The following is a 13,634-nucleotide window of genomic DNA, read 5'->3' on the forward strand; positions in this document are numbered from 1 at the left end:
GCCGCGCCGGCCGCCGCCGCCACCGCCCGGGCCACCTGGGCCACCCGGTCCTGCCATTGCACCCGGCCCCTGCTGCGCCGGGCGGTGCGTCAGGTGCCACGCCAGCCAGCCGAGGCCGGCCATAGCCAGGATGGCGATGATGCCGCCGATGATCTTGGCGCGGCGGCTGCGGCGGGGTTGTGCGGGTGGAATGGGCGCTGCTGGCGATGTCATCGCGGGTCCTTGTTGTGCGGTATTCGATGGAAGTAATGACTATTGTCAAACCGACTCTAGCACAGCGAATCGGGCGCACCGATCCCGTTTGCTTAGATTTACGGTTTAGAAACAATACGTTACGGGCGGCGGGCGGCGCGGCAGTACGTATCAGCACCCGTCGTTGCGGGGTTTGAAGGGATGCCGGGGCGCGGCGGGCGACGGCGCTTGCGATACTACGTTACAAAAGGCTCTGTGCCCCGGTCGCAAGGAACTTGTAGGCTCGACCATTGTCATACCGCAAGTTGGCATCAGCCAGGACGGAGGCCGGCATGGAAATCGACGAGTACCAGGCCGTACGGACGCAGTGCCTGGCGTGGCTGGCCAGACTGACCGGGGGAACAGGGCGACGGCTTGCGACGGCTGTTCGAAGGGTGTGCCTCGCTGGCCGACTGTTTCGCGATCATCGAAGAGCGCGGCGCGCGAATGCGCCGTTGCCACGCGCTCGACTGTCGTCACCTGGGCACGCCGCAGCAATTTTTACGGGCTGCATTATTCCCCCGCAGGAAGTTGAATGCTGGGTGGACAGTTCACTGCGACCGGGTGACAGCGCCAAAAAAAATGCGCGCCGCGGGCTACCCCGCGACGCGCATTGCAATCCCACCAAGGGAGAGAGAGAAAGTTAAAAGGCTTACAGCTTCCAGCGCAGCGACAGGCCGATCACGCGGTCGTAGCGGCGGATGTCGCGCGGGTTGCTTGGAATGCCGTGGTAATCGTTATAGGTACGATCCGTCAGGTTTTCCACGTCCAGGGTGATGCCCATGTTGTCGTTGATCTTGTACGACAGCGACGCATCGACCGTCTCGATCGGATCGACGACCAGGTTCAACGGACCCACCGGCGCCTGCAGGGTGCGGTAGTTGAACGTATCGACGAACTTGCTGCGCCAGTTGTAGGCCACGCGGGCCGACCACGGACCGCGCTCGTACAGGCCGACAATATTAAAGGCGTTCTTCGACATGCCGGCGAACGGAGCTTCGACGCCGCCATCCATCAGGTAGCCCTTCATGTACGTGTAGTTCGCTTCCAGGCCGAAGCCGTTCAGCCAGCCCGGCAGGAAGTCATAGAACTGGCGGTAACCAATCTCGACGCCTTCCAGCTGGCCGTCGTTGATGTTGCGAGGACGGTCCATGCGGTACTGCTTGCCGTCGATGGTTTCCAGTGCCAGCGAGCGGATGACGTAATTCTCGAACTTGTGGCGGAACACGGTGCCCGTCAGGCTGCCGGTGGGCGCGAAATACCATTCCAGGGCCACGTCGAAGTTCTTGCCGACGATGGGCTTCAGGTCCGGGTTGCCGCCGTTGCCGCCGTAGATGCCCAGGCCGTCCGGCGTGGCGCCCAGCGACTGGCCGGGGTTGAAGTCGGCGAAGGCAGGACGCTGGATCGACTTGCCGGCATTGATGCGGCCGACCAGGTTGTTGGTCAGGTAGGCCTTCAACGTCATGTTCGGCAGCACGTCCGTGTCCGACGTCTTGCGGTTCACCGCCACCTGCTGGCCGTCGATAAGGCTGAAGCCATTGACGTCCAGCTTGGTCTTGACGACGCGCACGCCGGCCGTGCCTTCGAAGCGCACCGAACCGGCCTCGAAGCCGAAGCGGGTCTTGCCGTAGAAGGCGTTGGTGTCTTCCTTGTTGCTGAACAGCGAGTACGGATCGGGCGCCGTCTGGCCGTCGCGGCCGTACATCTTGCGCACGGCGTCCAGGTTGGCGTGCTGGTAGTTCTCGCAAACGACCAGCCAGCGGTCCATGCCGTAGTCGTTACCCGGCTTCATCGACGGGCACAACAGACCTGGAACCGACGACGGCGCCGGCAGGTTCAGCTCCGGCGTGACAGGCAGGAAGTTGGCGCTTTCGTGCTGGTAGGCCGCCTTGCGCTTGGCCATGCGCACGCCCACGCTCACTTCGCGGAAGAACTTGTCCTCGCCCAGGTCATACGTGGCATCGGCACGCCAGTCGTTCGACTGGCCGCGCGATTCGGACCAGTTGTCGATGAAGTTATTCCACGTGTAGTTCTTCGGGTCCAGCATGTCGTAGCCGGGATAGTCGAAGCGCGCACCGCCGTTGACATAGGTGCTGCCGACGATGGTTCTCGGGTGCGCCAGCAGTTCCATGATCGGCATCTGCTGCTGCCAGTGGCTGGCGATGCGGGAGAACTCCGTCGTCACGCGCAGGTCGGGCGTCACGTCCCAGCGCGCGCCGATGGCGCCCTGGTGGCTTTCCGAATCGTCCTGCGGCGTCTGGTTCGAGCTGAGCGCGAACAGGTTGCCCGTCGACGTGGCCGTATCGACCTGGTTGGTACCGGGGAACAAGGTGTACTGGGGGTTGTACGACGGCAGCAGCAATGTGCCGACGAAGAACTGCGCCTGGCGGTCGTGGTCGATACGGGTCGACCAGCCTTCGGCATACACTTCCACCTCGCGTACGGGGCGCCACTGCGCGGCCCAGTTGGCCGAGTAGCGCTCGCGCTTGCCGCGCGTGTAGGTGTGGCCCAGGTCGACGGGACCCGTCACGTTGGGCGCGGTGTCCGGCAGCACGATGGCCGGCGGCGAATTCCACGTCACCTCGTCCTGGTAGTGACCTTTCTGGTACGACAGGCCCAGCAAGGCGCCGAACTCGCCGTAGCTGCCCTTCCACCGGTTCGAGATCATGCCCGACACGTTCGGGTCCGTGGTGTCGGACTTGTCGCGGTTTTCCAGCCGGCCCGCCATGCTGGCGGAGAAGCCCTTGAAGTCGAACGGGCGCGCCGTGCGCACGTCGATGACGCCGGCCGTGCCGCCTTCGACCATCTCGGCGCCCTGCGTCTTGTAGACGTCGACGCGCTGCAGCATCGTCGTGGGGATGTCCGTCAGGTTCAGGTTGCGGTTGTTCGACGTGTAGACTTCGCGGCCGTTCAGCAAGGTGGTGAGACCGGGCAGGCCGCGGATGACAACGTCGCTGGCCTCGCCGCCGGAGCGGCGGATCTGCACGCCCGTGACACGGCCCAGGATTTCCGCCACGTTCTTGTCCGGGAACTTGCCCGCCTCTTCCGCGACGATCGAGTCGATGACCTCATCCGAGTTCTTCTTGATGGCCTGGGCGCTCTGGGCGGCGCGGCGTACGCCGCTGACCACCACCGCGTTGATCGGCGCCGCTGCCTGTTCCTTCTCGGCGACCGATTGGGCGCTTTGCGCCCAGACCGATGCACTGCTCAAAACGCCGGCGCCGGCAAGGACGGCGACGGACAGCTTCATGTTGAAACGTTGAGATGCGGCATTACGCCGGGGTGCGCTCATGAGGTCTCCAATGGTTATATTTTTTGTAAGTGTCTTGCACTAGCGTCGATGTGTAGTGCTTGGGGGACATCTTAGTGAGCGATTCCAAGCGCAACCAATGATATTTTTGGCCTCTTCGATATCAAAAAACGTATCGCAACGGTGGGAGCGCTAACTTTTCGGCTGACGTAGCTGGCTTCCGGCCCTATGACTAATGGCAGAGCAAGGTTCGGGATACAGGCCACGCCTTGCCCTGTGGCACCGGTTGAGTACCGAACGCTCATGCGTTTTCCGTTGCGAATGTGCCACATTTGCCGTCGAATCAGCCATCGCGCCTATACTGGTTCGATACGACGCCGCCTCCGGAGACCCGGCATGATGGTCGTGACACCTTCAATCGTGGAGCCTTGCCCGCCGCCGGTACTGTCGAACGGCTATGCGATCTGGCATGGCGCCGTGCCCCGCGCGGCCTGCAACGCGACGCTTCAGGCCATCGAAGGTGCCGGCGCTGTCGACGGCCGCGTTCTGCGGCGTGGCCAAGAGCAGCACGACGCCGCCATGCGCGCGTGTACCGAGCACTGCTTGTCGCCTGCCGATGCAGCCGCGGTCACGCAAGCCATGCGCGCCGTCGGCGCGGCGGCGTTGACGGCGGCCGGCGGCGCGCGTGCCCGCTTGGACGGCCCCCTGTTCTGCCGCTACCGCCAAGGAGGCCATTTCCGCGCCCACCGCGACCGCTCACACGACCCCTTCGACGCAGCGACGGTGCGCGCGCGCCGCATCTCCCTGGTCTGCCTGCTCAACGATGGAGACGATACCCACGGCGCGCCTTGCTTCGACGGCGGCGCGCTGGTGCTGTATCCGGAATTCCTGCCCGTCAACGCGCCGCTGCGGGCCGGCTCCATCATCGCCTTTTCTTCCGACCTGCTGCATGAAGTACGCCCCGTGCGCCTCGGCACGCGCTATTCGGCCGTGGCGTGGCTGTACGATGTCCTGACCCGTGAGGAGTCCCACCATGCTGAACCTGCATAGCGATGCGAACGAACGGCTCGACCTGTTCGTCACGAGCGACCTGGCCGGCCAGTTCCGGCCCGAGCTGTTTGCCTTCCTGCGCCCGCTGCACCTGGCCCACCTGGTCGAGGAGTTGTGGGCGCCCTTGTGCGCGGGCGCGAAAACGGTGACGGCCCTCGCCGTCGAGGAGCGCCCGTGGCCGCCCAAGGGCGTCGGCGCGCGGCGCCTGCGCGGCTTCTGCACGGCGCTGCTGGTGGACGGGGGCCAGGCCATCCTGACGCCGCAACTGCTGGCAGCGGACCAGCCGAGCAACCTGGGCCTGGCGGCGGCTTTGACCAGGCTGCTGTTCGCCCACCTGGCCGAACAAGGCGTGACGAGCGCCGGCCTGTGGGTCAACGGCACCTCCCGTTTTGTCGCCAGCATCCTGCACGACGCCGGCTACGCGGCCGGGAACATGCGCGTCGTTGCCGAAGGCTGCGAGTTCGTCCTGTTCTCGGCCGACCTCGATGCCGTACTGAAGAACCTGGCCATCGGCGACGCCCGGCTGGGCGACCTGCTGGCGCTGTCCTTGGACCCGGCCACCATCGCCAAGGTGGGCAGCTATCACCTGGGCCTGAACGCGGGCATCGGGGCCTGGTGGGCCGGCCACGCGGCGCAGGCGGAAATCTACCCGGGCCTGATCGACTGGGCCTCGCTGCCGCCGGGCGGCATCGGCGGCACGCCGGGACCGCCCCGGCCGGAAGACGAGCAACCCATCTTCGGCAGCTGACCGCATGGCTGGGGCCGCCCCGGCGGTCGACGTCTTCATCCGCTCCTACCACCGCGACCGGGCCTGGCTGGCCCTGGCGCTGCGGGCGATCCGGCTTTATCTGCGCGGTCACCGCCGCGTCGTCGTCGTGATGCCGCGTGCGAGCCGGGAACGCATCGGCGGCTTGGCCGGCGAGGCCGCCTTCCACTTCTGCGCCGACGTGGCCGACGACTACCTGGGCCAGCAGCTCACCAAGCTGCATGCGGACTGCTGGACGGATGCGGACGTGATCCTGCACCTCGATTCGGACCAGCTGTTCCTGGCGCCCTGCGACCTGCGCGCGCGCCTGTTCGACGGCAGGCGGCTGCGAGCCGACCATGCGTTGAACCAGCGCCGGCCCGGCAGCGACGGCTGGCTGTGCTGCGCGCCCGGCTTTTTCGGCACCGATTTCGACAGGCTGCGCGGCCTGGACCTGACCGGCCCGCCGCCACTGGCCATGCCCCGTGAGGTGTACGGCGGCTTGCGCGCCTACTGCGAGCGCAGGCACGGCATGACCTTGTACGACTACGCCGCGCGCCTTGGCGCCGACCGCTTCTGCGAATTCTCGCTGCTGCGCGGCTATGCCCTGCTGTTCGTCCCGGATGCCTTGACGTGGAGCGAACACAATCCGCTGCCCGAGTGCCGCACCTTCTGGAGCCGCCGCGACACGCCGGCCGGCATCGCGGCGCAGTTGCCAGCGGCCTTGCAATCGCCATGACGCCGACGTCCGCGCACCTTCCCGTCACGGTCGTCATCTCGACGTACCAGGAAGGCGAGGCGCTGGCCGCCACCGTCGCATCCCTGCTGGCCGCCCAGTGGCTGCCTGCTGAAATAGTGATCGTCGACGACGGCAGCACGGATGGCAGCACGGACCATGACTGGCCCGCGCCCGTGCGCGTGCTGCGCCGGCCCCACGAAGGCATCGCGCCGGCCCGCAATGCCGGCGCACGGTCGGCCACGCAGCCCGCGCTGGTGTTCCTGGACGCGCACTGCGATGTCGATGGCGGCTGGCTGCCGCCGCTGCTGGACGCCATCGATCGCCGCCCCGACGCCGTTGCCGGCCCGGCCGTGCACGACCGGCGCGAACCGGCGCTGGCCGGCTGCGGCGCGCGCCTGGTCGATCCGCTGTTTACCTACCAGTGGTGCCGGCCTGCAGTCGCTGCAGTCCACGAGGTCGGCATCGTGCCGGGCGGCTGCCTGGCGGTACGCACGGAGCGCTTCCTGGCCGAAGGGGGCTTCGGTCCGTTCCGCGAATTCGGGCTGGAAGACGTCGATTTGTCCCTGCGCTGGTGGCGTTCAGGCTTCCCGCTGCTGGGTGTACCGGCGTCACACGTCACGCACCGCTTCCGCGCCACGGCGCCCTACCCGCCGGCCCGGCAAGCGTGGCTGGAGAACGTGCTGGTCACGGCGCTGCGCCACCTGCCCGGCCCCCGCCTGGGGCAATGCGTACGGCGCTGCGGGCAGCTGGCCGGATTCAACGAGGCGATGGCGGCCGTGCTGGCGCGGCTGCCGCGCGGGGACTGCGACGGACTGGCCGGTGGACCCGGATTGGAGGCATATCTCAGAGAGTGGGCGCCGTGGCGTTGACACCAGGGCCGATGGCCTCAGGCGTGCCGGTCCAGGGCCGAAACATCCGCGCCTACCGGCGCCAGGGCCGCATCCTCATGCCGCCAGATCCACGCCGCGGGCAGGAAAACGTTGCCCGCCCGCCGCAGGACGAGGCAGTCGCCTGCCCCGTTCTGCGCGATGACGGCCGCATCGAGCGGGAAACCGCGCCATTCGCGGCAACGTGCCGTTTCGGTGACGATGTCGTTGGCGCTGCGGGCCAGGCGCTTGCGGTCCGACGTGTCGCGGATGGGACACAGCGCCCAGTCGTCGCCGGCGGCATCGACCGTGCCGCCGTTACTGGCCATCATGGCGTTGCGGTAGGCCGCAGGCAGCGTGGCGCCCAGCGCCAGCTCCGTTGCCCGCACGAATTGTTCGCTGACATCGAATGCCATTGCCTGCCCGTCCTCAATCCGGCGACGTGCACAGGCAATGCGTCAGCGCCATGAAGGGCTTGCGCTGGGTCGTCATCTCGTTCAGCCAGTTCAGGTCGCGCGCGGCGTCGGTCGCCACGCCCAGCGGCATGCCGGTGGGGACCAGCGCGACGCCGGCTTCCTTCTGCAGCACCTTGACCATGGCCTTGGCGGCCGAACCGCCGAAGAACTCGACGAGCTTGTCGAACTTGCTGCCTTCGCGCTCGATGTAGACGACGCGCGTGTCGGCGCCCAGCTTGGCGCGGCGCGCGGCGGACTTCAGTGCATCGCCGAAGCTGCCCAGGGTGTCGACCAGGCCCCGTTCCTGCGCCTGCGCGCCCGTCCAGATGCGGCCCTGGGCGACGGCGTCGATCTTCTCCGGCGTCGTCTTGCGGGCCTTGGCCGCCTTGCCGGTGAATTCGCCGTAGATGCTGTTGACGGAAGCCTGCAGCAGCTGGCCGAAGCGGGGGTCCAGCGGGCGGGTCGGATCGCCCGCGCCGCCCAGCCACGTGGTGGTGTGGCCGGCGCTGTGGATGCCCACCTTGTCCATCACCTTTTCCACCGTGGGGAACAGCGCGAACACGCCGATCGAACCGGTGATGGTGGTGGGGTCGGCGATGATTTCGTCGGCCGCCATCGCGATCCAGTAGCCGCCCGAGGCGGCCACATTGCCCATCGAGACGACGACGGGCTTGCCGGCCGCGCGCGTCAGTTCCAGCTCGCGCCGGATCAGTTCCGAACCGAAGGCGCTGCCGCCGGGCGAATCGACGCGCAGCACGATGGCCTTGATATTGTCGTCCTCGCGGGCCAGGCGGATCAGGTTCGACGTCGACAGGCCGCCGATCGAGCCCGGTGCGGCGATGCCGTCGCCGATCTCGCCCACGGCCATGACGACGCCGATGGCGTCGCCCGTCAGCGGCTGGTGCAGGCGCGCCAGGTACTCGTCGAAACCGACCTGGCGGAAGGATTTGCCGTCGGCGTCGGGCATGCCGCGCTGGAGCATCAGTTCTCTTATCTGGTCGCGCGTCTTCAGGCCATCCACCAGCTTGACCTGCTGGGCAAGGCGGGCCAGGTTGCCGCCGTTCGCTTCCAGCAGCTGCGGCAGGGTGTCGATGGCCTGCATGATGCTGCCCTTGGCCATCTTGCGCGCCGTCTCCACTTCCTGCGTGTAGCGGGCCCACAGGTCGTTGTTCAGGTAGGCGTCCGCCTCGCGCGCGGCGTCGGACGGGCCGTTGCCGATGAACGGCTCGGCCGCGCTCTTGAAGGTGCCGACCTTGATCAGGTTGACCGTGATGCCCAGCTTGTCGAGGGCATCGCGGTAGTAGTTGCGGTACTGGCCGAAGCCGTCCAGGATCACGCTGCCCATCGGGTGCACATACACTTCGCTGGCATGCGAGGCCACCTGGTACTGGCGCTGGTTGAAGTTCGAGCCCCACGCCACGACGGTCTTGCCGCTGGCCTTGAAGCGGTCGATGCCGGCCGCCACTTCGCGCAGCATGGCCTGGCCGCCGCCGTCCATCTCGTCCAGCACCAGCACGGCGCCGGCGATCTGCGGGTCGCGCGCGGCGGCGTCGAGCACCTTCAGCACGTCGCGCAACTGGACGAAGCGGCGCCCGTCGTCGTCACCGATATTGGCCAGCTGCGCCAGCTTGGCGCCGCCCGGGGTCTGCTCGACCAGCTGGCCGTTCAGGTTCAGCACCAGCATGGTCTTGTTCCCCAGCGGCTTGACGCCGCCGCCGAAGATGGCGTACAGCAGCGCGATCAGGATGACGAGGAAAATCAGGTTGAGAACGGCGCGGCGGCTGGCATCGATGAAGCGCCAGACGCGCCCAAGGCCGCCGCGCAGGGTGGATGCTACGGATCGGGACATCGGAACTCCTGAATGAGAAAAACGTGAATAAGGGACTGTAACAGCCGAATGTAAAAAATTCTATTGCGCTACGGTCACACTGGCGCGGGCCTGACCCGGTATTGAGATCAGCCAAAGTCCCGCCATCACGAACAGGCCGTTAATGAGCAGCAGTTCGAGGCCCAGCCGGTAGCTGCCGAACAGGGCCGCCTGCTGCCATTCCAGCACCGCGCACAGCATGGGGCCGGCCAGTACGACGACCGGCACCCACCGTTCGCGCACGCCGCGGCTGCTCAGCAGGCCGAAGCCGAACAGGCCGAGCAGCGGCCCATAGGTGTAGCCGGCCAGCTTCAGGATGACACCGATCATGCTGGCGCTGTCGATCCACTTGAACACCATCACGAGCAGCAGGAACAGCGCGCAGAAACCCAGGTGCACGCGGTGGCGCCAGCGCACGCGGCTTGCTTCCGGCAAGCTGCCTCTTTCCCCCGGCCTCTGGATGCCCAGCAGGTCGATGCAGAACGACGACGTCAGCGCCGTGATGGCCCCGTCGGCACTGGGGAACAGCGCGCTCACCAGACCGATGAAGAAGACCAGCTGCACGAAGGCCGGCAGGCGCTCCATGACGACGGCCGGGAACAGCTTGTCGCCGGTGGCGGCGATGCCCGCCTGCGGCGCGTACAGGTGCAGCAGGCCGCCCAGGAACAGGAAAAGCGCCAGCACCAGCACGAGGATGAGGGTCAGCAGCAGCATGTTCTTCTGCGCCCCGGCCAGGGTGCGCACGGAGATATTCTTCTGCATCATCTCCTGGTCCATGCCCGTCATGGCGATCGTGATGAAGGCGCCCGCCACCACCTGCTTCCAGAAGAAGGTAGGGCTGTCGACGTTCCAGTCGAACACCCGCGCCAGCCCGGCCGCCTGCATTTGCGCCAGGCCGCCGGCCACGTCGAGGTCCATCCGGTGCAGCAGGAACCACGTGCACGTGACGAGGCCCGTCAGCATGCCCGCCGTCTGCAGCATGTCGGTCCAGACGATGGTCTTGACGCCACCTTCATAGGTGTACAGCAGGATCATCGCCAGGATCACCAGGTTGGTCGCCCAGAATGGCACGCCCAGCCGGTCGAGGATGGTGGCCTGCAGGATGTTGACGACCAGGTAGAGCCGCGCCGTCGCGCCCAGGGTGCGCGAGACGATGAAGAAGGCGGCGCCGCTCTGGTAGGCGCGCCGTCCCAGCCGCACATCGAGGTAGTGGTAGATCGACGTCAGGCGCAGCCGGTAGTACAGCGGCAGCAGCACGACCGTCACCAGCAGGTAGCCCAGCACATAGCCCAGGGTGATCTGCAGGTAGCCGAAGCCGTCGCGCCCCACCGCGCCGGGCACGCTGATGAACGTCACGCCGGAAAGCGTGGTGCCCACCATGCCGAAAGCCACCAGGCCCCAGTGCGAGCGCTTGTTCCCGATGAAGAAGCTGTCGTTATTGGCGCCGCGCGACGTGAACCAGGCCACGCCCAGCAGCAGGCCGAAATAGGCGAAGATGACGAGAAACAGGAATACGGGCGACATGGGGGCAGCGGCTTTCAAGGCGATAAGTGGAACGGGCTGCAATATACACCGCCCGGCCCGGGGCGCCGTGGTCTAGAATCGCGTGACGCTTCGCAGAGAGGAAAACGCATCATGTACGACGAACCGACCATCGCCTATGCCAGGGAGCAGGAAGCACGCGTGCTGCCGCTGGAATACCGGGTCCACGCGCAGCGGGACGGCCGCGCCGAGGGCCGCGAGGAATGCATGCGCGATTATGCGCGCGTGCTGTACTCCGCCTCGTTCCGGCGCCTGCAGGGCAAGATGCAGCTGCTGGGCGTGGATGCCAACAACTTCAACCGCAACCGGCTGACGCACAGCCTGGAAGTGGCGCAGATCGCCCGCTCGATCGCGGCGGACCTGGGCCTGGGCCGCAGCGTCGTGGCCGAGACCTGCGCGCTGGCCCACGATATCGGCAATCCGCCCTTCGGCCACTACGGCGAGCGCATCCTGGACGAGCTGGGCGCCGGCTGCGGGGGGTTCGAGGGTAACGCACAAGCCTTCCGCATCCTGCGCACCTTGGAAAAGAAACATCACGCCTACGCTGGCCTGAACCTGACGGTGCGCTCGCTGGCAGGCATTACCAAGTATTTCTATACCCGTACCGAGAACCCGCGCAAGTTCCTGTACGACGACGACCACGCCTTCCTGACGGGCGAACTGGCCCGCCATGGCCTGGACATCCGCAAGAGCATCGACGCGCAGATCATGGACCTGTCCGACGAAATCGCCTACGCCGCCCACGACCTGGAAGATGCGCTCAGCTTCGGCATCATCACGTGGGGCGAGATCCTGCACGAGTTCAAGATCAGCAAGAAGTTCGCCGATGCCTACCAGCCGTTCTCGGACATCGCCCACGGCGCCCACGAGGAGGCGCTGAAATCGGAAGCCCAGGCCAGCTCGGAGGAATACTCCATCGTGCTGCGCAAGGAGATGACGTCGCAGATCGTCCATGAGCTGTGCCGCGACATCGCCGTCGTCGATGGCGAGCACGGGCCGGAACTGGGCTACCGCTCGATGGGCGCGCTGGCCACGGGCCTGAAGAACCTGCTGTGGCGCGCCATCCTGCGCAAGAAGGACGTGCAGCTGTACGAGAAGCGGGGCGAGAAGATCATCCGCGGGCTGTTCGAAGTGCTGACGGACCAGGCCTACAACAAGGACAACGTGCTGCTGCCGCCCGAGCTGCGCTGCCTGCACGACTCGCGCGAGCGCCTCGTGATCGACTATATCGCCGGCATGATGGACTCGTCGGCCGCCCAGGAATACGAAAAATACTTCGGCAAGGGCAGCCTGGACAACATCTACTGGAAGGCCAGATGAAGGACTTCGCCCTCGACGCGGAAGACTGCCGCGCCGCCGACGCGGCGGGCTGGCTCACGCCCGCGCAGCAGGCCCTTATCCACCGCAACGGCTGGCTGAAGATGCTGGCGCCGCGCGCCTGCGGCGGCCTGGAACTGCCGCTGCCGGACGTGGTGCGGCTGGAGGAAGCCATCGCCGCGCAGGATGGCAGCGTGGGCTGGGTCGTCACCCTGTGCGCCGGCGCCGGCTGGTTCGCCGGCTTCCTGCCTTCGGCGCTGGCCCGATCGATCCTGTCCACGCCGGGCGTATGCGTGGCCGGCAGCGGCGCACCGACGGGTCACGCCGTGCGTGAAGGCGACGGCTGGCGCATCACGGGCCGGTGGGACTATGCCAGCGGCGCGCCGATGGCCACCCACTTCACCTTGAACGCCGTGCTGCGCGACGATGACGACGATGCCCCGGGCAGCGCGCCGCGCATCCGCGCCTTCATCTTCCCGGCCGAACACGTGACGGTGGAGCCGACCTGGGGCAGCATCGGCCTGCACGCGTCGGCCTCGCACAGCTACCGCATCGACGGCGCCTGGGTCCCGGCGGAATACGCCTTTACCATCGACCCGGCCTGCGCCACGGCGCCCGGACCCTTGTATCGCTTCCCGTTCATGCCGCTCGCCTTCGTCACCTTGGGCGCCAACCTGCTCGGCATGGCACGGCACTTCCTGGCACTGGCGCGGCTCGTGCTGGCCACGCGCCGGCAAAGCGCCGCCGCCCCGCCCCTGCTGGCGTTGCCCCATGTGGCAGCCCGGCTCGATGGGCAGGACGCGGCCGTCGACGCGGTGCGCACGCGCTTCTACCGGCTGCTCGATGCGGCCTGGGGTGCCGCGGCGAACGGGGATACCTTCGACCCGGCGCCCCTGCAGGCCGTGGCGCTGGAACTGGTCGAAACGTGCCGGCACGCGGTGGACACGATCTACCCTTACTGCGGCTTGCAGGCGGCCCACCGGGGCAGCGACTTGAACCGGGTCTGGCGCGATTTTCACACGGCCACGCAGCACGCGCTGCTGCTGCCGGCGGGCTGAAACGCTATACTGCACAGCCAAGGAGGCCATCATGAAACAGCACCGTTACCGCGTAACCCTGGAACACCTGACCGACGCCGCCGGCGCCGGTTCCAGCCACGAGCCGCTGCAGTTTGAAGTGGGCAATCACGACGACATCATCGCCATCGTGCGCCGCATGCGCAGCCGGGGCGACTTCGACGAGCAGTCCGCCACGTCGTTTGCCGTCGGCCTGAAGCTGTTCAGCGAAGTGATGCTGGAACAGAAGGACCACCCCCTGTTTGCCGCCTTCAAGCCGCATTTCCAGCAGTTCATGAAGCAATTGAAGAAGGGCCCGGCCTCTACCGCGCCTGGGGCCGGAGTGACGGACCAGCGCTAGGGAATCGCTGATTTATTGCTGGTGGATGAGATTCGTCTTGAAAAACGTGTCCAGCAAGACGCAAATGCCCTGTCATACCAGGGTATGGCGGGGCATTTGTGGCGCAGCTGGGCGCGTTTTCTCACGGCGAAGATCGCCGCCATGAATAAATCAGCG

11 protein-coding genes and 1 pseudogene are annotated in these 13,634 nt (G+C 66.8%); 7 read left to right on the plus strand and 5 right to left on the minus strand.

Features of this window, described 5'->3' with window-relative positions; translation table 11 throughout:
* Both GM672_RS17490 and GM672_RS17495 read right to left on the minus strand, forming a co-directional pair.
* Positions 1-213, minus strand: a pseudogene (locus GM672_RS17490) (efflux transporter periplasmic adaptor subunit); the annotation flags it as partial.
* A 670-nt stretch (positions 214-883) separates the two neighbouring features.
* The gene (locus GM672_RS17495) at positions 884-3,523 is read right to left on the minus strand and encodes a TonB-dependent receptor (protein WP_170300118.1); all 2,640 of its coding nucleotides are present in this window, start codon (positions 3,521-3,523) and stop codon (positions 884-886) included.
* Between the two features lie 354 nt (positions 3,524-3,877).
* On the opposite strand from GM672_RS17495, the gene GM672_RS17500 reads away from it, so the two are divergent.
* Genes GM672_RS17500 through GM672_RS17515 form a run of 4 tightly spaced genes read left to right on the plus strand, consistent with a single transcriptional unit; the run spans position 3,878 to position 6,884 of the window.
* Entirely contained in the window at positions 3,878-4,531 is a 654-nt protein-coding gene (locus GM672_RS17500) for a 2OG-Fe(II) oxygenase (protein WP_170300119.1), read from the plus strand.
* A complete protein-coding gene (locus GM672_RS17505; RefSeq protein ID WP_155471821.1) occupies positions 4,515-5,279 on the plus strand; it encodes a hypothetical protein in 765 nt (254 codons plus the stop codon). Before GM672_RS17500 ends, GM672_RS17505 begins: the two co-directional genes overlap by 17 nt.
* Positions 5,280-5,283: 4 nt before the next feature.
* The gene (locus tag GM672_RS17510; protein ID WP_155471822.1) at positions 5,284-6,015 is read left to right on the plus strand and encodes a glycosyltransferase family protein; all 732 of its coding nucleotides are present in this window, start codon (positions 5,284-5,286) and stop codon (positions 6,013-6,015) included.
* Positions 6,012-6,884 carry a glycosyltransferase family 2 protein gene (locus GM672_RS17515; RefSeq protein WP_155471823.1) on the plus strand — a complete coding sequence of 291 codons (873 nt, stop codon included), beginning with the start codon at positions 6,012-6,014 and terminating at the stop codon, positions 6,882-6,884. The genes GM672_RS17510 and GM672_RS17515 overlap by 4 nt, the downstream gene beginning before the upstream one ends.
* Before the next feature lie 17 nt (positions 6,885-6,901).
* Here the strand turns inward: GM672_RS17515 and GM672_RS17520 are convergent, their stop codons facing one another.
* From GM672_RS17520 to GM672_RS17530, 3 genes are read right to left on the minus strand one after another with little or no spacing between them, the layout of a single operon-like run.
* Entirely contained in the window at positions 6,902-7,297 is a 396-nt protein-coding gene (locus GM672_RS17520) for an SMI1/KNR4 family protein (protein WP_155471824.1), read from the minus strand.
* Between the two features lie 13 nt (positions 7,298-7,310).
* Positions 7,311-9,185, minus strand: a complete 1,875-nt coding sequence (gene sppA / locus GM672_RS17525; protein ID WP_155471825.1) for a signal peptide peptidase SppA — start codon at positions 9,183-9,185, stop codon at positions 7,311-7,313.
* A gap of 60 nt (positions 9,186-9,245) precedes the next feature.
* Positions 9,246-10,727: a sodium:solute symporter gene (locus tag GM672_RS17530; RefSeq protein ID WP_155471826.1), complete on the minus strand. Its 1,482-nt coding sequence runs from the start codon at positions 10,725-10,727 to the stop codon at positions 9,246-9,248.
* Between the two features lie 111 nt (positions 10,728-10,838).
* On the opposite strand from GM672_RS17530, the gene dgt reads away from it, so the two are divergent.
* From dgt to GM672_RS17545, 3 genes are read left to right on the plus strand one after another with little or no spacing between them, the layout of a single operon-like run.
* A complete protein-coding gene (dgt, locus tag GM672_RS17535) occupies positions 10,839-12,065 on the plus strand; it encodes a dGTP triphosphohydrolase (RefSeq protein WP_155471827.1) in 1,227 nt (408 codons plus the stop codon).
* Positions 12,062-13,120, plus strand: coding sequence for an acyl-CoA dehydrogenase family protein (locus GM672_RS17540; protein ID WP_155471828.1), 1,059 nt, complete (start codon positions 12,062-12,064; stop codon positions 13,118-13,120). The genes dgt and GM672_RS17540 overlap by 4 nt, the downstream gene beginning before the upstream one ends.
* 31 nt (positions 13,121-13,151) lie before the next feature.
* The gene (locus GM672_RS17545) at positions 13,152-13,478 is read left to right on the plus strand and encodes a DUF3861 domain-containing protein (protein ID WP_155471829.1); all 327 of its coding nucleotides are present in this window, start codon (positions 13,152-13,154) and stop codon (positions 13,476-13,478) included.
* The last annotated feature ends 156 nt before the right edge of the window (positions 13,479-13,634 follow it).

It is taken from the genome of Pseudoduganella buxea (assembly GCF_009720835.1).
Lineage (GTDB): Bacteria > Pseudomonadota > Gammaproteobacteria > Burkholderiales > Burkholderiaceae_D > Rugamonas > Rugamonas buxea.

What these genes read in the sequence shown, in the direction of transcription:
- GM672_RS17495 (WP_170300118.1), bottom strand. Translation starts at nt 3,523, where the DNA reads ATGAGCGCACCCCGGCGTAATGCCGCATCTCAACGTTTCAACATGAAG.
- GM672_RS17500 (WP_170300119.1), top strand. Translation starts at nt 3,878, where the DNA reads ATGATGGTCGTGACACCTTCAATCGTGGAGCCTTGCCCGCCGCCGGTA.
- GM672_RS17505 (WP_155471821.1), top strand. Translation starts at nt 4,515, where the DNA reads ATGCTGAACCTGCATAGCGATGCGAACGAACGGCTCGACCTGTTCGTC.
- GM672_RS17510 (WP_155471822.1), top strand. Translation starts at nt 5,284, where the DNA reads ATGGCTGGGGCCGCCCCGGCGGTCGACGTCTTCATCCGCTCCTACCAC.
- GM672_RS17515 (WP_155471823.1), top strand. Translation starts at nt 6,012, where the DNA reads ATGACGCCGACGTCCGCGCACCTTCCCGTCACGGTCGTCATCTCGACG.
- GM672_RS17520 (WP_155471824.1), bottom strand. Translation starts at nt 7,297, where the DNA reads ATGGCATTCGATGTCAGCGAACAATTCGTGCGGGCAACGGAGCTGGCG.
- sppA (WP_155471825.1), bottom strand. Translation starts at nt 9,185, where the DNA reads ATGTCCCGATCCGTAGCATCCACCCTGCGCGGCGGCCTTGGGCGCGTC.
- GM672_RS17530 (WP_155471826.1), bottom strand. Translation starts at nt 10,727, where the DNA reads ATGTCGCCCGTATTCCTGTTTCTCGTCATCTTCGCCTATTTCGGCCTG.
- dgt (WP_155471827.1), top strand. Translation starts at nt 10,839, where the DNA reads ATGTACGACGAACCGACCATCGCCTATGCCAGGGAGCAGGAAGCACGC.
- GM672_RS17540 (WP_155471828.1), top strand. Translation starts at nt 12,062, where the DNA reads ATGAAGGACTTCGCCCTCGACGCGGAAGACTGCCGCGCCGCCGACGCG.
- GM672_RS17545 (WP_155471829.1), top strand. Translation starts at nt 13,152, where the DNA reads ATGAAACAGCACCGTTACCGCGTAACCCTGGAACACCTGACCGACGCC.